The sequence below is a fragment of the Gordonia phthalatica genome (genome assembly GCF_001305675.1).
GTDB classification, from domain to species: Bacteria; Actinomycetota; Actinomycetes; order Mycobacteriales; family Mycobacteriaceae; genus Gordonia; species Gordonia phthalatica.
This window is the reverse complement of sequence record NZ_CP011853.1, coordinates 3,114,435-3,136,707: the sequence shown is the minus strand read 5'-3', so window position 1 is coordinate 3,136,707 and position 22,273 is coordinate 3,114,435. Positions and strand designations below refer to the sequence as shown.

At 68.8% G+C, this 22,273-nt stretch carries 20 protein-coding genes and 1 pseudogene; 12 read left to right on the top strand and 9 right to left on the bottom strand.

Going from position 1 to position 22,273, the window contains the following annotated elements:
• Window positions 1-3: 3 nt before the first annotated feature.
• Complete coding sequence (locus ACH46_RS14650) at window positions 4-714, bottom strand: TetR/AcrR family transcriptional regulator (protein WP_226995634.1); 711 nt, start codon at window positions 712-714, stop codon at window positions 4-6.
• Between the two features lie 95 nt (window positions 715-809).
• Between ACH46_RS14650 and ACH46_RS14645 the strand changes: the two genes are divergently transcribed.
• From ACH46_RS14645 to ACH46_RS14625, 5 genes and pseudogenes are all read left to right on the top strand, one after another.
• Window positions 810-2,264, top strand: coding sequence for an MFS transporter (locus ACH46_RS14645; RefSeq protein WP_062393574.1), 1,455 nt, complete (start codon window positions 810-812; stop codon window positions 2,262-2,264).
• Between the two features lie 518 nt (window positions 2,265-2,782).
• Entirely contained in the window at window positions 2,783-3,022 is a 240-nt protein-coding gene (locus ACH46_RS21335; protein WP_157851061.1) for a hypothetical protein, read from the top strand.
• Window positions 3,016-3,426, top strand: a complete 411-nt coding sequence (locus ACH46_RS14635) for a hypothetical protein (protein WP_157851060.1) — start codon at window positions 3,016-3,018, stop codon at window positions 3,424-3,426. Before ACH46_RS21335 ends, ACH46_RS14635 begins: the two co-directional genes overlap by 7 nt.
• A 21-nt stretch (window positions 3,427-3,447) precedes the next feature.
• A complete protein-coding gene (locus ACH46_RS14630; protein WP_062393571.1) occupies window positions 3,448-5,097 on the top strand; it encodes an ABC-F family ATP-binding cassette domain-containing protein in 1,650 nt (549 codons plus the stop codon).
• A gap of 1 nt (window position 5,098) precedes the next feature.
• Window positions 5,099-5,872: pseudogene (locus ACH46_RS14625) on the top strand (dihydrodipicolinate reductase); the annotation flags it as partial.
• On the opposite strand, the gene ACH46_RS14620 reads toward ACH46_RS14625, so the two are convergent.
• From ACH46_RS14620 to ACH46_RS14595, 6 genes are all read right to left on the bottom strand, one after another.
• Entirely contained in the window at window positions 5,769-7,040 is a 1,272-nt protein-coding gene (locus ACH46_RS14620) for an MFS transporter (protein WP_226995633.1), read from the bottom strand. The pseudogene ACH46_RS14625 and the gene ACH46_RS14620 sit on opposite strands and share 104 nt — an antisense overlap.
• 64 nt (window positions 7,041-7,104) lie before the next feature.
• Window positions 7,105-7,707, bottom strand: coding sequence for a TetR/AcrR family transcriptional regulator (locus ACH46_RS14615; RefSeq protein ID WP_062393569.1), 603 nt, complete (start codon window positions 7,705-7,707; stop codon window positions 7,105-7,107).
• 129 nt (window positions 7,708-7,836) lie between these two features.
• Entirely contained in the window at window positions 7,837-8,460 is a 624-nt protein-coding gene (locus ACH46_RS14610; RefSeq protein WP_062393568.1) for a heme-binding beta-barrel domain-containing protein, read from the bottom strand.
• Window positions 8,461-8,610: 150 nt separating this feature from the next.
• A complete protein-coding gene (locus ACH46_RS14605; RefSeq protein WP_062393567.1) occupies window positions 8,611-9,105 on the bottom strand; it encodes a MarR family winged helix-turn-helix transcriptional regulator in 495 nt (164 codons plus the stop codon).
• Window positions 9,106-9,131: 26 nt separating this feature from the next.
• Entirely contained in the window at window positions 9,132-9,440 is a 309-nt protein-coding gene (locus tag ACH46_RS14600) for a thiamine-binding protein (RefSeq protein WP_062393566.1), read from the bottom strand.
• A 9-nt stretch (window positions 9,441-9,449) separates the two neighbouring features.
• Window positions 9,450-10,376, bottom strand: coding sequence for a LysR family transcriptional regulator (locus ACH46_RS14595; protein ID WP_062393565.1), 927 nt, complete (start codon window positions 10,374-10,376; stop codon window positions 9,450-9,452).
• A 72-nt stretch (window positions 10,377-10,448) separates the two neighbouring features.
• Between ACH46_RS14595 and ACH46_RS14590 the strand changes: the two genes are divergently transcribed.
• Window positions 10,449-11,477, top strand: a complete 1,029-nt coding sequence (locus tag ACH46_RS14590) for an EamA family transporter (RefSeq protein WP_062393564.1) — start codon at window positions 10,449-10,451, stop codon at window positions 11,475-11,477.
• Window positions 11,478-11,642: 165 nt separating this feature from the next.
• Window positions 11,643-12,017, top strand: a complete 375-nt coding sequence (locus ACH46_RS14585; protein WP_062393563.1) for a DUF1963 domain-containing protein — start codon at window positions 11,643-11,645, stop codon at window positions 12,015-12,017.
• 50 nt (window positions 12,018-12,067) lie between these two features.
• Here ACH46_RS14585 and ACH46_RS14580 read toward each other — a convergent pair whose 3' ends face one another.
• Complete coding sequence (locus ACH46_RS14580) at window positions 12,068-13,105, bottom strand: NAD(P)-dependent alcohol dehydrogenase (protein ID WP_062393562.1); 1,038 nt, start codon at window positions 13,103-13,105, stop codon at window positions 12,068-12,070.
• Between the two features lie 83 nt (window positions 13,106-13,188).
• On the opposite strand from ACH46_RS14580, the gene ACH46_RS14575 reads away from it, so the two are divergent.
• The 5 genes from ACH46_RS14575 to ACH46_RS14555 all read left to right on the top strand — a co-directional run bounded on the left by ACH46_RS14575 (window position 13,189) and on the right by ACH46_RS14555 (window position 20,174).
• Entirely contained in the window at window positions 13,189-13,860 is a 672-nt protein-coding gene (locus ACH46_RS14575) for a hypothetical protein (RefSeq protein WP_062393561.1), read from the top strand.
• A gap of 119 nt (window positions 13,861-13,979) precedes the next feature.
• Window positions 13,980-15,548 carry an acyl-CoA synthetase gene (locus tag ACH46_RS14570; protein ID WP_062393560.1) on the top strand — a complete coding sequence of 523 codons (1,569 nt, stop codon included), beginning with the start codon at window positions 13,980-13,982 and terminating at the stop codon, window positions 15,546-15,548.
• 37 nt (window positions 15,549-15,585) lie between these two features.
• On the top strand, window positions 15,586-18,108 hold the full coding sequence (locus tag ACH46_RS14565; protein WP_062393559.1) for an excinuclease ABC subunit UvrA: 2,523 nt from the start codon (window positions 15,586-15,588) through the stop codon (window positions 18,106-18,108).
• A gap of 96 nt (window positions 18,109-18,204) precedes the next feature.
• A complete protein-coding gene (locus ACH46_RS14560) occupies window positions 18,205-19,248 on the top strand; it encodes an NAD(P)/FAD-dependent oxidoreductase (protein ID WP_062393558.1) in 1,044 nt (347 codons plus the stop codon).
• The gene (locus ACH46_RS14555; protein WP_062393557.1) at window positions 19,245-20,174 is read left to right on the top strand and encodes an RNA polymerase sigma-70 factor; all 930 of its coding nucleotides are present in this window, start codon (window positions 19,245-19,247) and stop codon (window positions 20,172-20,174) included. The genes ACH46_RS14560 and ACH46_RS14555 overlap by 4 nt, the downstream gene beginning before the upstream one ends.
• Here the strand turns inward: ACH46_RS14555 and ACH46_RS14550 are convergent.
• Complete coding sequence (locus ACH46_RS14550; protein WP_226995632.1) at window positions 20,140-22,128, bottom strand: BCCT family transporter; 1,989 nt, start codon at window positions 22,126-22,128, stop codon at window positions 20,140-20,142. The genes ACH46_RS14555 and ACH46_RS14550 overlap by 35 nt on opposite strands.
• Between the last annotated feature and the right edge of the window lie 145 nt (window positions 22,129-22,273).

Below are 22,273 nucleotides of genomic sequence, written 5' to 3'. Positions count from 1 at the left end.
CGGTCAGCGGTCGGCCTTCAGCCGAAGGCCGGCCAGGAGTAGGTCCAGACCCGCGCGGAACTGATCGCCGTCGTCGTGACCGTCGAACTCGTCGACCACATAGTGCAGATACGGGTGCTCGGCGGGGTCCGTCGCCCGCCACTGGTCTGCGAAGCGTCTGATGTACTCCGACGCGGTCACGCTTCCGTCGACCACCTCCGCAGGCGGCTGCTGTCCCAGGTCTGTGGCCGTGCCGATCACGAAACCCATCACTGCCGACACCGCGTGGAAGGTGTCGCGCGGCCCCAGCCCCAGGCGCATCACGTGCCGTCCGATCAGCTCGTAGACCGCGAGACCGTTCGGCTGGGTTCCGGTGTCGCGCATCAGGTAGCCGCCGAGCCACGGCCGGTCGACGACGGCGTCGAACAGGACGACGGCGACGGCGCGTAGGTCGTCGATCGGGTCGTCGGTCTCGCTCAGCTCGTCGGTTTTGACGAGCGCATCGCCGAGCACAAGATCGGTCGCGCGATCGAGCAGCTCCTCCTTGTTCGAGACGTACCAGTAGATGCTGGCGACCCCGCCGCCCAACCGGGCGGCGAGCGCACGGAAGGTCAGTGCCTGTTCGCCGGACTCGTCAAGGATGGCGACGGCCTCGCCGATCACCGTCTCCATCGAGTGGGACGCGCGTCGTCGACGGGGCTTCTTCGCGATCTCATGGTTCTGAGCGGCTGTCATCGATTCCTCCTCCCTTGCATCGTATCGAACACTGTTCTATCTTATGGAACATCGTTCGATAACCGAACGCCGTTCGATACGAAGGAGGTGTCCCGATGGCTACCGCCGCTGTGACCTCGACCGCGCGCACCTATCCGTCGCTGCGCGCCGCATGGATTCCGCTGTTCGCCCTCTGCCTGGCGTTCTTCGTCGAGATGGTCGACAACACCCTGCTGACCATCGCGCTGCCCACCATCGGCCGCGACCTCGGCAGCGGCACCACCGCACTCCAATGGGTGACCGGCGCCTACTCGCTGACGTTCGGTGGTCTGCTGTTGACCGCCGGATCCATGGCCGACAGGCTCGGTCGTCGCCGGGTCCTGCTCATGGGTCTCACGGTCTTCGGCCTGATCAGCCTGGGCGTCGTCGCGGTCTCGTCGACCGGGGAGTTGATCGGCCTGCGCGCCGCGCTCGGTATCGCCGCCGCAGCGATGGCACCCATCACGAATTCCCTGGTGTTCCGGCTCTTCGACGACGACGCACTGCGCATGCGCGCGATGACCGTGATGATCGTGGTCGGCATGAGCGGGTTCATTCTCGGCCCGGTCCTCGGCGGCAGCGCGCTCGCACACGTGAGCTGGAAATGGCTCTTGCTGATCAACGCGCCGATCGCGCTCGTGGCCTGGATCGGGGTGCGACTCGGAGTCCCTGCCGACCGTCCCGAGGACCTCACCTCGGATCGACTCGATCTGCCCGGGGCCGCGCTGAGCGTGCTGGCGATCGGACTCGGCTGCTATGCGCTGACCGCAGGAGTGGAACACGGGTGGACGTCGGTCTGGGCCTGGGGTTCGGTGATCGGTGCGGCCGTCGCCGCGACCCTGTTCGTCCGGCATGAACGTCGAACGGCACAGCCGATGCTCGACCTGAGCCTGTTCTCCGTCGGCACCGTCCGCGGGGCGGCGATCGCACAGGTCGGCACGTCCATCGCGATGGCGGGCGTGATGTTCGGCCTCATCCTGCATTTCCAGTACGCGTACGGGTGGAGTCCCATGCGTGCCGGCCTCGCGAACCTGCCGATGATCGTCACGATGATCGCCGCGACACCGTTCTCGGAAGGCCTCGTCGCCCGTTACGGCCACCGGATCGCGTGCCTCGTCGGCTCCGGCTTCCTCACCGCGTCGCTCCTCGGTATGGCCTGGGGCGTGGAGCACGGCTATCTCGTCATCGCAGTCTGCATGGTGCTGATGACCCTGGGGCTGCGGACCGTCATGATCGTGGGCGCCGTCGCCCTCGTCGACGCGATGCCCGAGAATCGCACGTCCATCGGCACCGCCTTGAACGACACCGCACAGGAGGTCGGTACCAGCGTCGGCACCGCGGTGATCGGCACCCTGATCGCCGCCTTGGTCACCGCGAGTCTGCCCGCCGGCGAATGGAGCGCCGACCTCGTCGCCTCGTTCTTCGACGGCGAGCGGATCGCCTACGCACTCCTGGCCGTCGTCGTCGGAATCGTCGCGACCTGGGGCGCGCTCACGTTGACCGACTCGCGGGCGACCGACGAGCACGTGTGACGGGGCAGGTGAAGCCGTCGACGCACACGACTGAATGACACGGACTGTCGGATCGCGTCTCGACCGCTTAGGGTCGGCGAGGACACTCGACGGGCATCAGAAATGCGCCGAAACCGATGACGGGGAAGGTGAGAAGAATCGGCAGACTTCACGACGTCCACTAAGCGGCGGGGCGGAATGAACGCGGGCACAGGAGAGGGCGCGCCCGGAAACGCGGCGTTCTCGGTAGGTCGATCCTCATCGCGTTGATGATCGTCGGAGCCGGAGTCTCGTGCTCCAGCGAGCAACCCGCGCCCGACCGTGCCGACGCGGGTACTCAGACACGGCAGCGAGAGACGAATCCGACACCGCTCTCCGCGAAACAGTTCTGCGATGTCCTCAGTGCCGACGACGTTGCGCCGCTCACCGACGGTGAAGTCACCGACAGACCTGTGCCCACGGACAAAGAGGGTCTCCCCGGATGCAAATGGCCGGTGCGAAACGGCTGGGGTTGGCTCGAGATGTCTGTGTTCAAACCGGTGAGTGCGGAGATTCTGCTGTCCACCATCAAGGAGCAGCCGATCCCGGTCGGCGACGGGATGCTGTACAAGAACATTGTCACCGAGTTCTCCTGCAACGCCCTGGTCACCTCGCCGCGGACGCCCAGCGAGTTCCTCCTCCTGATCTCTTACGACGATCCGAATTTCGAACCGACCCCGGACCTGTGCAGGTCGCTGGTGCCGCAGGCCGCGAAGGTGATGAAGGCCGTCGGTTGGTGACCCCCGGTGGCGGCCGCGCGGTCGACGATCGGCGCGGATTCGCGTTGGTCCACGGCGTGGTGTGTCTGATCATTCTCATGACGGGCGCTGCCGTCGGCGCGGGCAATGCGATGGTCATGTCCGAGACGTCGGCGCGATACACCGACGACGTGCTGCCGGGCCTCGACGAGGAGCCGGATGCTGAGTACCCGGAGGGCGGGGACGCGGCGTTGGCAGCACTGGAATCGGCACTGGATCGCCTCAGCCGCCGGACCGAGGAGGCGAACCGGCTCGCCGACGAGTGGAGCAGGCAATCCCTCGGCGACGACGGGGTGGCCGGGACGATCTTCGTGATCGCCGCCTACGCAGTGCGTCGACTGCAGGTGGAGGGAGCGCCGGCCGAGGTCGTCGACGGCCCTGACTGACGGGGTGCGACGATTGGCTGCATGACCGCAACCCTCGTCGCCAAGAACGTCTCCGGCGGCTACGCGCATCGCGTGCTGTTCGACCGGCTCGATCTGACCGTCTCGCCCGGCGACGTGGTCGGCGTGGTCGGTGCCAACGGGGCGGGCAAGACGACGCTCCTCCGGGTACTCGCCGGCGACCTGGATCCGTTGGAGGGAACGGTGACCCGGTCGCCGTCGGACGCCTTCGTCGGCTGGCTGCCGCAGGAGCACGAGCGGGTGGACGGCGAGACGGTCGGACAGTACGTCGCGCGCCGCACCGGGTGCGCAGCGGCGACCGCCGCCATGGATGCGGCTGCGGCCGCACTCGCCGACGAATCCGGCGACGGGGCCGATGCCTACGCGGCCGCACTCGACCACTGGCTCGCCACCGGTGCCGCCGATCTCGACGAACGACTCCCCGCAGTCCTCGCCGACCTCGGGTTCGGCACCGGCGAGGACGCGCCGGAAGAACAGCTGATGACCGGGCTGTCGGGCGGACAGGCCGCGCGCGTGGGACTCGCCGCGCTGCTGTGCTCCCGATTCGACATCGTCCTGCTCGACGAGCCGACCAACGACCTCGACCTCGACGGACTCGCCCGACTCGAAGACGTGGTGCAGGGCATGCGCGGCGGCGTCGTCCTGGTCAGCCACGACCGCGAGTTCCTGGCGCGCAGCGTCACCAGGGTGCTGGAACTGGATCTGGCCCAGCACACCAACACCGTCTACGGCGGCGGCTACGAGAGCTATCTGGAGGAGCGCGAGGTCGCCCGCAGGCACCGGCGCGAGGAGTACGAGGAGTACGCGGAGAAGAAGGCCGATCTCGTCGCCCGCGCGCGGGTGCAGCGCGAGTGGTCGAGTCAGGGCGTGCGGAACGCGATGAAGAAGAACCCCGACAACGACAAGGTGCGACGCAAGGCCGCGTCGGAGTCGAGCGAGAAGCAGGCGCAGAAGGTGCGGCAGATGGAGAGCCGGATCGCCCGGCTGGAAGAGGTCGTCGAACCGCGCAAGGAGTGGGTGCTGCAGTTCACGATCGGGGCGGCACCGCGGTCGAGCTCGGTGGTCTCGACGCTCAACGAGGCCGCACTGCGGCAGGGCGACTTCCAGTTCGGCCCGGTATCCCTGCAGGTGAACGCGGGGGAGCGGATCGGCATCACCGGGCCGAACGGGGCCGGGAAGTCGACGCTCCTGCGCCTGATCCTCGGGCACGCCGAGCCAGACTCGGGCACCGCGCGGCTCGGCGCCGATGTGGCGATCGGCGAGATCGATCAGGCTCGCGGTCTGTTCTCCGGACCCGAAGTCCTCGCCGATCGGTTCGAGGAGCTGGTGCCTGAGTTCACCACCGAGGAGGTGCGGACGCTGCTCGCGAAGTTCGGGCTCCGCGCCGACCACGTCGGACGCGCCACCGCGGATCTCTCGCCGGGGGAGCGGACCCGCGCGGCCCTCGCGCTGCTGCAGGCGCGCGGGGTCAACGTGCTGGTCCTCGATGAGCCGACCAACCACCTCGACCTCGCCGCCATCGAACAACTGGAGCAGGCCCTCGACTCCTACGACGGTGCGCTTCTGCTCGTCACGCACGACCGCCGAATGCTCGCGAACGTGAACGTCGACCGTCGGTGGCACGTCGAGGGCGGTCGGGTCCGCGAGCTCTGAGTCCGTGTACCCGCTCTACGACCACCGCAACGCCGCACCGGAGATGCGCGCCGCGGTCCAGCAGGCCTGTGCAGCCGGCGAGTCCGCGCTCTTCGTCAGCGGCATCGACCCCGGCTGGGGCAACGACCTCCTGCCGGTCCTCGCCAGCGGACTGAGCTCGGAGATCGAGCAGATCCGCTGCCAGGAGATCTTCGACTACTCCACCTACGCCGCCGAGGACTCGGTCCGCTACATCGTCGGCATGGGCCAGCCGATGGACTACGACCCGCCGATGGTGGTGCCGGGCATCCCCTCGATGGTCTGGGGCGGCCAGATCCGCCTCATCGCGCGCGAGCTGGGAGTGGAACTCGACGAGCTGCGCGAGGTGGTCGACCGGCGGCCCCTCGCCGCATCCGTGACGACGGCCCTCGGCGACTTCGCCGAAGGGACGCAGGGCGCGCTGCGCTTCGAAGTCCAGGGCGTCGTCGACGGCCGTCCGCTGATCGTCATCGAACACGTCACCCGCATCACCGGCGACGTCGCTCCCGACTGGCCGGTTCCTGCGGACGGCGGCGACGGCGCCCACCGGGTGATCATCGAGGGCCGACCACGCATCGAGATCACCATCGAGGCGACCGACGAGGGCGGCAACCGATCCGCCGGCGGCAACGCGACCGCGGCGAACCGGCTGGTCAACGCGATCCCGTGGTTGCGCACGGCTCCGCCGGGACTGTACGACGGGCTGGAGGTGCCGCTGGCGCCGAGTGCGTACCTGCGGACGACGCGACCGAACTGACAGGTCGTCGTGCGAGTGCCGGAGCGATGGTCAGCAACGCCGCCACGGCGAGCACGACGCCCAGGACGATCGGCGCCCGCAGCCCGAAGGTCGGGATCAGTGCCGAGCCGACCGCGGATCCGATGATCACGCCGAGCGTGATGAATGAGGCGTGCACGGTGTTCACGAGCGGTGAGGTGTCGCCCTCGCGCTGTACGCGCACAGCCATCGCCGGATTCATCGTGACGCCGACGAACCCGATGCCGATCATGAACAGAACGGCGACGGCGGGGACGCCGGCGAAGACGGCGAAGCCGAGCAGGAACAGGGCGTTGAGTCCGGTACCGACGAGCATCGTCGGAATGGTGCGGCGATCGGCGAGTCGTGCCACCACGATGTTCCCGATCAACGTCGCCGCGCCGTACGCGAGGAGCAGCAGCGGGACGACGCCGACCGAGAAGCCGGAGACCTCGGTGAGGATCGGCGTGAAGAAGCTGAAGGCCGCGAACGTGGCGCCGATGATGAGCGTGCTGGAGGCGAAGGCCAGCAGCAGGTGCGGGCGTCGCAGCACGGTGGCTCGGGTCGCCGCCGGCATGCTGTCTTCGACCGACGCGCCGGAGACGTGGACGAACGCGGCGATCAGCGCCGCCGCGACCACGGTGATCGCGGAGATGATCCAGAACGCGGCCCGCCAACCCCAGTGCCCGCCGACGAAGGTCTCCAGCGGCAAGCCGAGCAGGGTGCCGAGTGTCAACCCGTTCATCACGACGCCGATCGCCCGACCTCGCATGTCCTCGGCCACCAACCTCGAGCACAGGGAGAGCGCCAGGCCGAAGAAGGCCTGGGAGGCGACGCCGCTGATCACGCGCGCCACCACCATCACCGCGTACGACGGCGCCGCAGCCGCCAGAACATTGCCGACGAGGAAGATCGCGATGACGGTGAGGAGCGCGGACTTCGGGGCGACGCGCGTGAGCAGAACGGTGAGGATCGGGCCGCCGACCGCCATGGCGAGCGCGAAGATCGTGACCAGGTAGCCGATCCGCGTCAGGTCGGTGCCGAGCCCCTCCGCGAGCTGGGGCATCAGTCCGGCGACGGCGAACTCGCTCGTCACGAGGGCGAAGACGCCCGCGGCGAGGATGTACACCGCAGGCGGTGTGGGTCGGGTCGTGGAAACGGAAGTCATCATCTTCTTTCTGTAATCAAGAGTCCAAAATCGAGACATGCGTGAGCGGGCGGCGAGGCGGGGTGGATCAGGCGAACAGAGCGTGCATTCCGGCCAGGGCGATGCGACGCAACTGCGCCGCCCCGACGCCGGTCTGCGCGGTGACGCGGATCCCGGAGATGACGGTGTTGACCAGCATCGCGCCGGTCTCGGCGTCGATCGCGGTCGTGATGCTGCCGTCGGCGTGCCCGGCTCGGAGTGCGTCGGCGACCAGGGCGGTGCGATCGCGGACGTCGCGGTCCAGGATGTGGGCGACGCGCTCGTCGCGGTCGCGGAGGTCGGGGCTCATCAGGCCGTGGACCACCATGCAGCCGGCGGCGTGCCCGTCCCGCGCTGCGGCCTCCTCGTCGGCGATCACGACGTCGATCAGTGTGCGGAGGCGATCGACGGCGAGGGTGCCGGTGTCGGTGAGGATCTCGGTCTGCCTCATGCGGACCGTCTCGATGTAGCGCTCCAGGGCGCGGACGAAGAGCTCGTCCTTGCTGACGAAGGTGTTGTACAGGCTGCTGCGGCGCACGCCGGCCGCCTCGCAGAGACGTTCGGTCGAGGTGTCTGCGAAGCCGTGGATCCGGAACTGTCCGGCCGCCGCGTCGAGCACGGCGGTCTCGTCGAAAGTGCGTGGTCTGCCCATGGCGGTCACCGTAACAGATATTGGACTATAAATTCCAAAATGGTCGGGGTGTGTGGATCGCTGCCGAACAGAATCGGCCGACACCCGCGGATGCGGGCATCGGCCGATTCTTCGCTCAGGCGGGGTCGATCAGTTGAACTCGGATCCCGGGTGGAAGCGCTGCACGCGACGCAGGGTGTTCTGGTCGGTGTGGTGCATCTCGGTGCCGGTCGCCGCCAGCTTCAGCAGCAGGTCGGACGTGTAGCTGAAGGTGTCCTCGTCGATGATCGTGAAGGTGCTCTTGAAGTCCTTGATCTCGGCGCGCTGCATCAGGTACTTGTTCTGCAGGATGCCGTACGACGGGTCGCCGGGGGTGGCGTCGAAGTGGATCTCGGTGTCGTGCGGGCCCGCCGAGCTGCCGGCCTGGATCGCGATGCCGCGGCCGAAGACCACCGTGCGCATGACCTCACCGTTGGCCTTGTCCCAGAGGAGGAAGCCGACCTCGTCGTGGAAGGCGTCCATGCCCTCTTCGCCGTGGCGCCACGCGGTCATGGTGTAGTTCATGCCCCAGAGGCTCTGCTGGCCGTTCTCCTGGATCGGGATCGGCTTGAAGACGGCGCGCTCGAAGTACGAGGTGTGGCTCGTCTCGTCGTCGTTGTTGTGGTACGAGAGGTCCACGCCGACGTTGCCTTCCCAGACGCCGACCAGTGGCGTCAGCGGGCCCAGCTTCTGCGGGCCGCGGATGTCCTTGATCTCCGGAACGGGTGTGCTCATGACTTTCTCCAATCGTCGGGGCTGACGAGCGTCGGCGGGTCAACGCAAGAAATTTGCGCTGGCACATGTGTTGCTCACCGCAAGTCTTGCACATAGCAAGACTTGATTCAGTCAAATCAGCGACTTTGTCGTGACTTGTTCACCACACGGTCATAACGGTAGATGCCGACGCAGGACCTCGTCCGAGGATTCAGCGTCCAGCGCCGCGTGAACCTGCCGAAGGGCCGCCGCGCAGGCGGCTCGAACCTCCGGATCCAAGTCCGCCAGAGCCGCCCTGAGCACGCGACGTCGATGCTCGGTCGCCCGCACGACGACGGCCCGCCCGGCGTCGGTCAGTTCCAACATCACGACGCTCCGGTTGTCGGGGTCGGTGCCGCGAACCAGGTGACCGGAGGCGTCGAGGCGATCGGCCAGCCGGGTGATCGACGAGCCGACCACGCCCAGGGCGGCGGCGCAGGCGGTGGAAGTCGACGGTCCCGATTCGTGAAGCGTCAACAGGAGGCGGAACTGCGGCAGCGAGACGTCCATGCCCTCGACACTCCGCAGGGCGACGCCCACGAGGTCGCGCGTCGCGGTCTCGAAGGCGAGGACTTCGGTGGGGTGCACCGCGTCGCGAGAGGTCGAGTCAGCGGCACCGAGGGACATGCCGCGAGTATGACACGGATCGGCGATCAGGCGTCGTCGCGCAGCCGCTCCTCGACGCGCTCCACCTTCGCGCTGATCTGCCCCGAGAATCCCTCGCGCATATCGGCTTTCAACACGAGGCTCACGCGGGGACTGGTGGCGGCGACCGCCTCGCACGCAGCCTTGATCACGGCCATGCACTCGTCCCACTCGCCCTCGATGGTGGTGAACATCGACGTGGTCTCGTTCGGCAGCCCGGACGCGCGCACCACGCGGACTGCTTCGGCGACGGCGGCACTGACCGAGCCGTCGGCGCTGTCGGAGGTTCCGGGGGCGATGGAGAAGGCGAAGAGCATGACCGCAGATTACTCGGGTCGGCCGGCCTGCGGACCCGACGCCGTCTCATGGGATCGCGCGGCTTCGATGAGTGCCGCCAACACAGTCTGCACGGCCAGGCGCTCGGCTCGATCGGGACGCATCAGTGCCGACAGGTAGCGGCGCGCCGGGACGTCGACGATCTCGCGGAGGACGAAGGAGGCGTCGACGCGCGTCGTGTACCTGGGGAGGACTGCGAGACAATCGGTCGCGGCGACGAGGTGCTCGATCAGGCGGTTGTCGCGCAGACGCTGGGCCACCCGCGGTGGCGCGCCGAGGGCCTGCTCGATGCCGCGCAGCACCGAGTCGAACGGATAGCCGCGGGGGACGCCGAGCCAGGTCTCATCGGCGACGTCCGCCGCCCGCAGGCGTCGCTTCGCCGCGAGTGGATGGTCGGCGCGCATGGCGATGTCGAGCGGTTCGGTCACCAGGTCGCGCACCACCAGCCCCGCCGATCCGATCGGTCGCGGTCCGTCGAGACTGTGCGCGACGACGATGTCGTAGTCCGCGGTCATGGCGGCGAACTCGGACTCAGCGGGATCCACGTCGTCGAGCCGCAGGGAGATCCGCCGCTCGTCGGCCGTCGCCAGCAGGTGCGGGAAGAGCAGGGCCGCCGCGCTCTGGAAGGCGTTGACCGAGACGTCGCCGCCGGGGTCGCGGCGGTACGCGTCCCACCGGGCCTGGACCGCGGCGATCGCGGTGTCGACCTCGACGCCGCCTGCGGCGAGAAGCCGACCGGCATCAGTCAGTCGAAGACCGCGACCGTCGGGCTCCACCAGGTTCATTCCGAAGTCGCGCTGCGCGGTCCGCAGCTGCTGGGAGACCGCGGACACGGTGCGGTGCGTCGCCTGGGCCACCGCGGTCACGCTGCCGCGCTCGTCGAGTTCTCGAAGAAGTTGCAGGTGACGCACATCCATGAAGTCAACCTACAGTGAATATTCAAATCATTTCAGTTGTGCTGAACTCATGGGTGGGACGACGATGGATCCATGCCGATGCGCCACCGTCTCCTCGCCATCACCGTCGCAGCGTTCTGGGGCATCAACTTCATCGCGATCCACTACTCCCTCGAAACGTTCCCTCCGTTCCTGTGCGCCGCCCTGCGCTTCGGCCTGATCGCGATTCCGACGGTGCTGTTGGTTCCCCGCCCGAATGTCGAATGGCGCTGGCTCGTCGGATTCGGCATCGGCTTCGGCTTCCTCCAGTTCGCGTTCCTGTACTGGGGGATGGCGGCGGGCATGCCGGCCGGTCTGGCGTCACTGGTGCTGCAGGCGTCGGCGCCGTTCACCGTGGTGCTCGGCGCGGTGTTCCTGCGCGAGCGCCTCACCCCGGTCCGATTCGCAGGCATCGCGATCGCGGTGATCGGACTGGCCGTGGTGGGCTGGGAGCAGTCGGAGAACGCGGCGATCCTGCCGTTCCTCCTCACCCTTGCGGGCGCCCTCGGCTGGGCCATCGGCAATGTCTGCAACCGTCAGGCGCGTGCCGCGGATCCGCTGCGCCTGACGCTCTGGATGTCGGTGATCCCGCCCGTCCCGCTCCTGATCGTCAGCCTGGTCGTCGAACGACCGGCTCGGATCGAGGCGGCCCTGCGCGAAGGCGCGAGCCTCGACGGACTCCCCGCCACGCTCGGTCTGCTGTACACCATCGTCATCGCTACCCTGGCCGGCTCCGGAATCTGGACCTGGCTGATGACGCGCCATCCCGCAGGCGTCGTCGCGCCCTTCTCGATGCTGGTCCCGGTGTTCGGCATGTCGGCCGCGTGGATCGTCCTCGGGCAGGCCGTGACTCCGATCGAGGCGGTCGGCGGCGTGCTGGTGGTGGGCGGCGTGTTGCTCGGTTCGGCGGTCCGGAAGTCGCGGCGGGCGGGTGTCGATGTGACTCCTCCCGCGGTGGCGCAGGATGATGGGACGGCCCTGGCCGCGACGACGAGTATTCGGGGGATGCATGAAGTGGACGACCGGTCTCCAGCAGTTCCGCGAGGGGTTGACGCGTGCGGGACTGTCGGTCACCTACGATGACCTCGGCAGGTTGCTGAGGCCTTCGGTCAGGTTCGACGAGGCGCCGGATCTCCCGTCAGAGGGTTTCGGAGAGTCCCAGGCATCGCACGCCGACTGCCACCAGACGACCTCCACGTCGATGCTGAGTTCGAGGCTCGGCGGATCGTCCCGACGATCGAATGGACGGTGGCGCCCGACGAATCGGCGGAGGCCCGGGACATCCTCGGAACTCCCAGTGCGATCGAGGCGTACGAGGAGCTCATCGGTGCGTCCGACGACCGATTGAACACCCGGCTGCTCGGGCACCCGGACCCGCTGCAGGGGGACATGCAGGACACGTGCCAACTCGCCGGCCACGGACTCTGGGACGGGTCGTCCGACCCGCGGGTGGCCGAGTTGCGCCGGGGTTCCGGAGAGTGGCGGCTACTCGCTCAGATCGACAGTCACGAGGATCTGGGAATGATGTGGGGCGACTGCGGACGCCTCTATTTCTGGATCCGCGATGCGGATCTGCGGACCCGGAACTGGGACGCGGTGTGGGCGATCATGCAGTGTCACTGATCCGGAGCGCCATGACCCCGGCTCGATGAACCCGCATGCGTCCGCCCCGGTCACGGCTGCAGAATCGCGCGGCCGGTGACCCGGCCCGCATCGAGGTCGTCGAACGCGCGCTGGAAGTCGTCGAGCGGGTACACGGTGCTCTCCACCGTCAGCTTCTGCTGAGCGGCCAGGGCGATCACCTCGGTCAGGTCCGCAAGAGTGCCGCCGTACGACTTCCGGATGTCGACGCCCCAGGGCAGCGCGCGGGTGTCGGCGTCGGCGCCGAACCGGAGTCCGCCGCCGCCGAGGCCGACGAGCCGCACCACGCCCTCCGGTGCGACGATGCTCGTCGCGAGGTCGACCGTCGGTTGCACACCCGCGAAGTCGAACACCGCGTCGACGCCGTAGCCGTCGGACTCGGCGAGGATCTGCTCGGCCGCGTCGCCGCGTGAGTCGACGGCGAGGTCGGCGCCGTGCCTGCGCGCCAAGTCCAGCTTGTCGTCCGACATGTCGACGGCGATGATGCGGGCACTGGTGGATGCGTGCAGGATCTGCACCGCCAGGTGGCCGAGGCCGCCGACACCGATCACGACCGCGGTGGAACCCGGGGTCAGTCGGTCGCGCACCGAGTTGATCGCGCGCATCGGCGTGAGCGCGGCGTCGGCGAGCGGTCCGGCGGTCACCGGATCGATGTCGCCGAGCGGCAGTGCGTGCCGAACCGGCACCAGCATGTACTCGGCCATCGCACCGTCGGGGCCGAGCCCGGGAGTCGGCGGATGGTTGTGACGGCCACCGGAGACGCACGCGTTGTCGCGGCCCATCACGCACGGACGGCAGTGTCCGCAACTCCAGATGAGGTTCACGAGCACGGGGTCGCCCTCCGTCACTCCGGTCACGCCGGCACCCAGCGCGTCGATCCACCCGGATCCCTCGTGGCCGAGAGTCAAGGCCGGGCCGGGCCACGGGCTCTTCAGGTGCAGGACGTGGAGGTCGGAGTGGCACAGACCGGCGCCTGCCACCTTCACGCGCACCTGGCCGGGGCCGGGCTCCGGGATCGGGGTCTCGACGAGTTCGAGAGTGCCTGGTGAGGTCAGCTTCACTGCGCGCATTGTTTGCTCCATCAACGATTCCCGGGACAGTGGAGACGCTAGGCGGCGAGCGGCGTCCGTGTGGTCGCTTTCCGAGGGATGCGGTGCGCGTCGCATCCCGGTCCGGACGCGCGCCACCGGGTACGGTCGGGACCAGCCGATCTACTTCGACACGCCGTTCATCGACCCTGGAGGCACCCATCCGTCGCGCACTGCTCCTCACCGTCCTCCTCGCCGTCGCGGGTCTCGGCGTCACCGCGTGCGGTGGCGACTCCGGTGATGCCGCCACGACCGTGACGAAGACCGTCGTCAGCACGGCCCCCGAGGGACCCGCCACGACGTCGGCGCCCGGCAACTCCGGGATCGTCCCGCCCAACCTGCGCGCCGACGCGCTCTGCCGGAATGGCGGCGATTCGAGCGACCAGGCGTGCGTGATCCGCGGCGAGAAGGTCACCGGCGAACTCGACTTCACGCGCTACCGCGTCGTGAAGCTGATCGACGTTCAGATCTCCGGCGACGTCGAGATCTCCGGCGCCAAGGAAGCCGTCGTGACCGGCTCGACGTTCGCCAAAGACCTCGACATCGAGTCGACCGGCGGGATCGTGGTGAAGACGTCGACGATCAACGGGGAACTCGAGCTCACCGGCGCCCAGCATGCGACCGTCGTCAAGAACACGATCGGCGGCGACCTGACATGCGACGTCCGCCGTGCGAACGGCACCGGCAACCGGGTGACCGGAAACCGAACCGGAGTGTGCAGCACCCTGCGCCGCTGAGAGCGACACCTCCTCTTCCTCAACCGACTACTCCTGCGACCGACATCTCCCGCAACCGACTACGGTGATGCTCGTCACGGCATACGCGGCGCGGCCGCACGGATCGACGGGATCGTCACATGGACAGGTACACGGATCAGGGAATCGGGAATTGGCCCACGATTCATCGCGTGCGGCACCCGCATCGGGTCGCGCTGATCGACGCCGCGAACGGCGCCGAACTCACCTTCGAGGACCTGGATCTGCGCACCAACGCACTCGCCGACGTCCTCCGCGGCATGGGGATCGGCAAGGGCGACCGCGTCGCGCTCGTGACTCTGAACAGTCCACAGATGCTCGAGGTGATCTTCGCCGTCGCGAAACTCGGCGGTGTGGCCGTGCCGATCAACTGCCGACTGCAGGCGCCTGAAGTCCAGTACATCCTCGGCGACAGCGGTGCGCGGGTCGTCTTCTCCTCCCCGCAGACCGCGACGGTGGTGGCCGCGGCCGTCGACGGGACGGACGTCGCGGAGATCATCGAGATCCCGTCCGGGGAGCAGCGCACCGCGGGGGAGCCGTCGCGCTACGAGGAGCTGATCACCGGCGGCGACACCGAGCGGGCCGAGGCCGACGTCGCCCCCGACGACCTGGCCATGCTGATGTACACCTCGGGCACCACGGGATTCCCCAAGGGCGCGATGCTGACGCACGCCAACCACCACTGGAACGCGATCAACAATCTGGTCGCGGTGGAGGGCGTCGGCCCCCGCGACATCAGCCTCGCCGGTGCGCCGCTGTTCCACATCGGCGCGCTCGGCATCTTCAGCCTGCCGCTGCTGTACGGCGGCGGCACCACCGTCGTCCTGGAGACCTTCACCCCGGACGCGTGGCTGGCGGCCGTCGAGCGGCACCGTGTCACCGTCGCGTTCGCCGTCCCTGCGATGTGGGCGGCGATCGATGCGGCGCTCGCTGAGTCCGAGACCGATCTCAGCTCCCTGCGGTTCGGGCTGTGCGGCGGCGCACCGTGCCCGGTGGTCCTCATCGAGAGCCTGACCCGGCGCGGCGTCCGCTTCGCCGAGGGCTTCGGCCTCACCGAGACCGCACCCATCGCCTGCGTCCTCGACATCGAGGACACCGTCCGGTTCGCGGGTTCGGTCGGCAAGCCCGCGCTGCACGTGGATCTGAAGGTCGCCGACGCGCAGGGTGCCGAGGTTCCGCGGGGGACCATCGGCGAACTCCTGGTCCGCGGACCCAACGTCTTCGTCGGGTACTGGAACAAGCCGGAGGCCTCCGCCGAAGCGCTGCGCGACGGGTGGTTCTTCACCGGTGACCTCGCGACCTGTGACGACGCAGGCTACTACCGGATCGTCGACCGCAAGAAGGACATGATCGTCAGCGGCGGTGAGAACGTCTACGCCTCCGAGGTGGAGCAGGTGATGCACCGGCACCCGGCGGTCGGCGAGGTCGCCGTGATCGGGATCCCCGACGACAAGTGGGGCGAGTCGGTGACCGCCGTCGTCGCGGTGAAGCCGGACGCCGAGGTCAGCGAGGCGGATCTGATCACGTGGACACGCGAGCAGATCGCCCACTTCAAGAGTCCCCGAGCCGTCCACTTCGTCGACGCCCTCCCGCGCACCGCGACCGGCAAGATCCTCAAGCGCGACCTGCGGAAGCGGTGGACCGAGGACGGGTCGGCGGTGCAGCGGTAGCGACTCGACTCATCGTCCCGCTCGCTAACCTGGGGGCATGGATGCGGCGGGGGAGTTCGGTCAACCCACGGTGATCGAGGTCCGCGGGGCGCGGGTCCACAACCTGCGCGACGTCGACGTCGACATTCCGCTGCAGCGGCTGGTCGCGATCGGCGGTGTGTCCGGGTCGGGGAAGTCGTCCCTGGCGATGGGCGTGCTCTACGCCGAGGGTTCACGGCGGTACATCGAAGCGTTGTCGACCTACACGCGTCGGCGGATGTCGCACGCGCCGCGCGCGGCGGTCGACTCGGTGCGCCACGTCCCCGCGGCCCTCGCTCTGCGGCAGCGACCGGCAGTCGCGGGCGTCCGCAGCACGTTCGGCACGTCCACCGAACTGCTCAACGTGCTCCGGCTGATGTTCTCGCGCCTCGCGTCGCACCGCTGTCCGAACGGACACCGCGTGCCGCCGACGATCGACGTCGCAGTCGGCCTCGACTTCACCTGCCCCGAGTGCGGGGTCACGTTCACCCCGCCCGGCGCGGAAGCGCTGGCCTTCAACTCGGGCGGCGCGTGCCCCACCTGCCAGGGCACCGGGCAGGTCCGCGGGATCGACGACGCGACGCTCGTCCCGAACCCCGACGAGACGATCGCCGACGGTGCCGTCCGTCCGTGGTCGATGTTCGGACTCACGGTGATGCCGCAGGTCGCGGAGGCCTTAGGCGTCCGGATCGACGTCCCGTACCGCGAGCTCACCGACGCCGAGCGCGAGATCGTGATGAACGGGCCGGACGAGAAGCGGCACATCGCGGTCCGCTCCAAGAACGGCAAGCTCTTCGAATTGAACTTCACCTACCGGAACGCGCGGCGCGCGGTCGAGGAGGCGCTGAGCAAGGCGACGACGGAGAAGGGCCTGGCGCGCGTCAACCGATTCATCACCGTGCACGACTGCCCCGACTGCGGCGGCACCCGGCTCAGTGAAGCCGCCCGAGCACCGCGGATCGACGGGATCGGGCTGGCCGACGCCGCCGCGATGACCCTCGACGCCGTCATCGCGTGGGCCGACACCGTGCCGCCGACGCTCCCGCCGGACATGACGGCGATGGCGCAGAACCTGGTCGTGACGCTCCTCGGCACAGCCGGTCGCCTGCACGAACTGGGCCTGGGCTACCTAACGCTCGACCGCGCCGCGTCGACCCTCTCCACGGGCGAACGCCAACGCGTCCAACTCTCCCGAGCGGTGCGCAACGAGACCACCGGCGTCCTCTACGTGCTCGACGAGCCGTCGATCGGACTGCATCCCTCCAACGTCGACGGACTGGTCGGGGTGATGCGCGACCTGCTCCGCGACGGCAACTCGGTGGTCGTGGTGGACCACGACGTCCAGGTGCTCGTCGAGGCCGACTGGGTGATCGAGATCGGTCCCGGCTCCGGAGCGGACGGCGGCACAGTCGTCGCCGAGGCGCCGCCCGCCGGACTCTCCGCAGCCGCCGGTTCGCGACTCGCAGGCTTCCTCGACGGATCGGAAGCCGTGGTCGTCCGCGACCGGGTCGCGGCGGAACGAACCTTCGCGGCCGGTCGGATCGTCGTGGAGGCCACCGCGTTCCGCACGGTGGCGCCGCTGTCACTGGAGATCCCGAAGAACCGCCTGACCGTCGTGACCGGGGTGTCGGGCTCGGGGAAGTCGACGCTGGTGCTGGAGACGCTGGTTCCCGCACTGACAGCCGACGGGGACCTCCCGGCCCACGTCGCGAGCGTCGACGCGGACGGCGTCGGCCGCGTCCAGGTGGTCGACGCGGACCCGATCGGCGTCAACGTCCGCTCCACCGTCGCCACCTACAGCGGCGTCATGGACGACCTCCGCCGCGCCTACGCGGCCACCACGGATGCAGCCGCGGCAGGCCTGACCGCCGCAGACTTCTCGTACAACACCGGCAGCCTGCGCTGCGAACGCTGCTCGGGCACCGGGCAGGTGGTCCTCGACGTCCAGTTCCTGCCCGACCTCGACATCGTCTGCCCCGACTGCGACGGCACCCGCTTCGGGCCTGCAGCGCAGCGGATCCGCCGCCCGGTCGGCGAGCAGCCGGGACTGTCGCTGCCCGAAGCCCTGTCGCTGCCCGAAGTTCTGTCACTGTCGGTGGCCGCCGCCGTCGACCGAATCGGCGACATCCGTCGGATCCGCACCAAGCTGCAGACGCTCGTCGACCTGGGGCTCGGCTACCTCACCCTCGGGGAGGCGACGCCCGCGCTCTCCGGTGGGGAGGCGCAACGCCTGAAACTGGCCGCCGAGCTGGGCCGCGATCAGGCCGCCACGATGTTCGTCTTCGACGAGCCCAGCGTCGGCCTGCACCCGCTCGACGTCCGCACCCTGATCCACGTGCTGCAGCGGCTCGTCGACCAGGGGGCGACCGTCGTCGTCATCGAGCACGACCTCGATCTCATCGCCAACGCCGACCACGTGATCGACCTCGGCCCAGGAGGGGGAGCGGCCGGCGGTCGTATCGTGGCGAGCGGGACCCCCGAGCAGATCGCCGCCTCCGCGGACAGCATCACCGGCAGCTACCTGGCGAAGCACCTCCGTTGACGGTGGTGGCCTGAATCACACGCAGGCCTGTCACACGCTCGCGTGGCACGGTGTCCTATGAGCAACCAATCGGAAACGAACTCCTTGGAGGTTGTCATGAAGGTCGTGGTGGTAGGAGCGGGGTACGCGGGGACGGTGGCGGCGAACCGCCTGGCACGGCGGGCGCGCGAGGCCGAGGTGACGATCGTCAATCCGCGGGTCGACTTCGTGGAACGGATCCGACTGCACCAGCTCATCGCCGGAACCGACAGCGCCGCGCGACCGCTGGCCGACGTCCTCGACCGCCGCGTGAGCGTACGCGTGGCATCGGTGGACAAGATCGGCGACGGCGTGGTGCGGCTCGACGACGGCACGGAACTCGATTTCGACCGGCTCGTCTACGCGGCCGGAGGAGCGGTGACCGCACCGCGGGGCACCCTTGCGGTCGGCGGGGTCGACGACGCCCGCGAGGCCGCACAGCGCCTCGGCGCGCTGCCCGAGGGCAGCGTCGTCGACGTGATCGGCGGCGGCCTCACCGGTGTCGAGACCGCCGCAGAGGTCGCGTCGGAACGCGCCGACCTCACGGTCCGGCTCATCAGCGACGGTCCGCTCGCGCCATCGTTGGGCGAGCCGGCACGTCGGCGGGTGGAGCAGGTTCTCGACGGACTGCACGTCCAGCGGATCCGAGGCACGTGGGACGACGACGGGCAGGCGCAGTTGACGCTCTGGGCCGTCGCCCGGCAGGTCAGCGACGTCGCCCGTCGCAGCGGGTGGGCCGTGGACGACGACGGCCGCGTGATCGTCGACGAACGACTCCGCAGCGTCAGCGATCCGCGCGTCTACGCGGTCGGCGACGCCGCGGCGGTCCCGCGCTCGCGGATGAGCTGCCAGGCGGCACTCCCGCAGGGCACCTACGCGGCCGACGCGATCGTGCGCGAACTCCGCGGACGCACGGCCCGGCCGTACTCGATGGGGTTCGCGGCGCAGTGCGTCTCCCTCGGGCGGAGCGACGGCGTGGTGCAGCGGGTCCACCGCGACGACAGCCCGGCCGGCTTCTGGCTCGGCGGTCGCACCGGTGCGCTCGTGAAGGAACAGGTGTGCCGGAGCACCATGATCATCGCGCGCACCTCTCGCAACGCCTGGCTTCCGGGACCGTCATGACCGGGCCCGCCGAACGCACCGAGCAGGTCCCGGGTCTGGCGGACTTCGCGGCGCACCGACCGCTCCTGTTCTCGATCGCCTACGAGATCCTCGGCTCGGTGGCCGACGCCGAGGACGTGCTCTCCGAGAGCTGGCTGAAATGGCAGGACGGCGACCGCAGCGACGTCGAGAATCCGCGCGCCTACCTGGCGCGGATCGTCACGCGGCAGGCGCTCAACGCGGCACGATCGGCGAGTCGCCGCCGCGAGACGTACGTCGGCCCGTGGCTGCCCGAACCGCTCGAGGAACCGAGCGAGGACACCGGACTCGACCACGTCCTCACCGGGGAGGCGGTGACGACCGCGATGCTCCTGGTGCTGGAGTCGCTGACCCCCGACGAGCGCGCCGTCTTCGTGCTCCGCGAAGTGTTCGACTTCGGGTACCCGGAGATCGCCGACGCCGTCGGCAAGACCCAGCCGACCGTCCGGCAGATCGCCCACCGTGCGCGCAATCACGTCCGGGCCCACCGGACGACGGCCGTCGCGGATCCCACGCAGGCACAGGCCGTCGTCGAACGGTTTCTGCTGGCCGCAGCGACCGGCGAGGTCCAGACGCTGATGGATCTGTTGGCGCCCGGCGTGGTCTACCTGGGCGACGGCGGGGGCGTGGTCGCCGCGGCTCGCCGCCCCGTCGAAGGGGCCGACCATGTCGCGCGGATGCTGATCGGCCTGTTGAAACGGGCATCGGTGGAGAGCGACGTCGGCATGCGGATGACCACCGCCAACGGGATGCCTGCGGTGGTCGTGACCATCGACGGCGACCTCGACACCGTGATGAGCGTCGAGGTCGCCGACGGTCTGGTGACCGCGGTCTACGCGGTCCGGAATCCTGAGAAGCTCGAGGGCTTCCGGATCAGTTCGGACCGCCGGGACGGTTCTTCGTCCTGACCCCCGGCCGATCCAGGACGCCACGCGTCCGCGACAGCCGGTAGTCGATGCGGTCGTCGACGTACTCGCGCAGGTTCGGATCCTCCGGAATGGTGTGGAAGACCTCGCCGGCGATGAACTCGGTGGCCGCATCGAGCCGTTGCTGACGCTCGGCGTGCTGCAGTTTCTGATTCTCGAATCGCAGTCCGCGGATCGTCGCGATGCACATCATGGCCAGCACGATGCTGAACGGCAGCGCGGTGGCGAGCGACGCCGCCTGGAGGGACCGTAATCCACCCGCGAGCAGCAGCGCGATGGCGACGACGCCCTCCAGACCGGCCCACAGCACGCGTGACCACACCGGCGGGTTCGGGTGACCGCCCGAGGCCAGCATGTCGACCACCAGCGACCCTGAGTCCGACGAGGTGATGAAGAAGATCGCGACCAGCATGATGCCGAGGATCGAGAACACGGTGCCCAGCGGCAGGTCGGTGAGCACCTGGAACAGCGAGCCCTCCGCCGACACCACCTGGGTCTCGACGCCGTCGACGACCTTCGTCTCGACGAGGTCCTTCGCACCGAAGAACTGGCGGTGCAGACCGGTGCCGCCGAGCACCGAGAACCACACGAAACCGACGAGGCTCGGCACCAGCAGGCAGCCCGCGATGAACTCGCGGACGGTGCGGCCGCGGGAGATGCGGGCGATGAAGACGCCGACGAACGGCGCCCACGCGATCCACCAACCCCAGTAGAAGATGGTCCAGTCGCTCAACCAGCCCTGCGCCTCGTCGCCTTGAAACGCGCCGACGTCGAGAGTCATGTCGAAGTTGTTGGCGAAGTAGACACCCAGCGACTGCACGAAGTTCTTGAGCAGGAACAGCGTCGGGCCGATCAGCAGCATCGCGATCACCAGCAGCCCGGCCAGCGACAGGTTGATGTTCGAGAGCCACTTGATCCCGGTGCCGAGACCGCTGACCACCGACATGGTCGCGAGGAACGTGATCACCACGATCAGCGTCACCAGCAGGGCGTTGTCGGCGGTGCCGATGACACCGATCGACTCCATGCCCGCGGAGATCTGCTGAACACCCAGACCCAGCGACGTGGCGACACCGAACATGGTTCCGCAGACGGCGAGGACGTCGATGACATCGCCCGCCCATCCCTTGACGCGGTCGCCGAGCAACGGCTCCAGCGCCCACCGGATGGAGACCGGGCGGCCGCGACGATGGATCGCGTAGGCGAGGGCCAGTCCGATGACCGCGTACACCGCCCACGGATGCAGACCCCAGTGGATGAAGGTCTGCGCCATCGCCAGCCCGGCGAGGTCGCCCTCGTCGCCGCTCCACCCGGGTTTGGGCTGCACGGTGGCGTAGGTCAGGGGTTCGCCGACGCCGTAGAACACCAGGCCGATGCCCATGCCCGCGGCGAACAGCATGCAGAACCAGCTGATGCGGCCGAACTCCGGCTTCTCCTCCGGCTTGCCGAGCCGGATCCGCCCGAGCTTCGAGAAGCACAGGCCGACGGTGAACACCACGAAGCACGCGATGATCAGCATGTAGTACCAACCGAGGTTCGTCACGATCCAGTTCTGGACGTCGGTGAAGAACGTGCTCGTCCCGTCCGGGAACGCGACGGCGATGATGCTGACGGCGACGATGATCGCCAGCGACGGCCAGAAGACGGCGGGCGCGATCCCGCCCCTGCCGAGTCGCACCCCCTGACGTTTCAGCTTCTCGGTGATCTGTTCGTCGGTGTCGTTCTCGGCGACGTGCCAACTGTCCGGGACGGGTGCGATGCTCGGTACGATCGGGGTGGTCTTCTTGGTGAACGGATCCACCAAGACGGTGGCGGCACGACGGACCCCGTTCTCGGCCGAATCGTCGGCCCCGGGAGGCGAAGGTGGGACGTCCGAGCCGTAGCGGGCGGCGGCTGCGGACAGACTACTGTCGGGATTCTCACTATCGTCAGACATGGCCTCCACCATGGGGGCCGTGACCTCAGGTTTCAAACCCGAACGGCGATTGTCCAGATCACAGCGCGTGTCAGATTCTCCTCACTCGTGTCGGATTCTCCTCAACCGTGTCAGATTCTCCTCAACCTCCCCTCATCTGACTTCC

Coding starts and splice junctions, on each gene's coding strand:
- ACH46_RS14650 (WP_226995634.1), bottom strand. CDS start 714: ATGACAGCCGCTCAGAACCATGAGATCGCGAAGAAGCCCCGTCGACGA.
- ACH46_RS14645 (WP_062393574.1), top strand. CDS start 810: ATGGCTACCGCCGCTGTGACCTCGACCGCGCGCACCTATCCGTCGCTG.
- ACH46_RS14630 (WP_062393571.1), top strand. CDS start 3,448: ATGACCGCAACCCTCGTCGCCAAGAACGTCTCCGGCGGCTACGCGCAT.
- ACH46_RS14620 (WP_226995633.1), bottom strand. CDS start 7,040: ATGATGACTTCCGTTTCCACGACCCGACCCACACCGCCTGCGGTGTAC.
- ACH46_RS14615 (WP_062393569.1), bottom strand. CDS start 7,707: ATGGGCAGACCACGCACTTTCGACGAGACCGCCGTGCTCGACGCGGCG.
- ACH46_RS14610 (WP_062393568.1), bottom strand. CDS start 8,460: ATGAGCACACCCGTTCCGGAGATCAAGGACATCCGCGGCCCGCAGAAG.
- ACH46_RS14605 (WP_062393567.1), bottom strand. CDS start 9,105: ATGTCCCTCGGTGCCGCTGACTCGACCTCTCGCGACGCGGTGCACCCC.
- ACH46_RS14600 (WP_062393566.1), bottom strand. CDS start 9,440: ATGCTCTTCGCCTTCTCCATCGCCCCCGGAACCTCCGACAGCGCCGAC.
- ACH46_RS14595 (WP_062393565.1), bottom strand. CDS start 10,376: ATGGATGTGCGTCACCTGCAACTTCTTCGAGAACTCGACGAGCGCGGC.
- ACH46_RS14590 (WP_062393564.1), top strand. CDS start 10,449: ATGCCGATGCGCCACCGTCTCCTCGCCATCACCGTCGCAGCGTTCTGG.
- ACH46_RS14580 (WP_062393562.1), bottom strand. CDS start 13,105: ATGCGCGCAGTGAAGCTGACCTCACCAGGCACTCTCGAACTCGTCGAG.
- ACH46_RS14570 (WP_062393560.1), top strand. CDS start 13,980: ATGGACAGGTACACGGATCAGGGAATCGGGAATTGGCCCACGATTCAT.
- ACH46_RS14565 (WP_062393559.1), top strand. CDS start 15,586: ATGGATGCGGCGGGGGAGTTCGGTCAACCCACGGTGATCGAGGTCCGC.
- ACH46_RS14560 (WP_062393558.1), top strand. CDS start 18,205: ATGAAGGTCGTGGTGGTAGGAGCGGGGTACGCGGGGACGGTGGCGGCG.
- ACH46_RS14555 (WP_062393557.1), top strand. CDS start 19,245: ATGACCGGGCCCGCCGAACGCACCGAGCAGGTCCCGGGTCTGGCGGAC.
- ACH46_RS14550 (WP_226995632.1), bottom strand. CDS start 22,128: ATGTCTGACGATAGTGAGAATCCCGACAGTAGTCTGTCCGCAGCCGCC.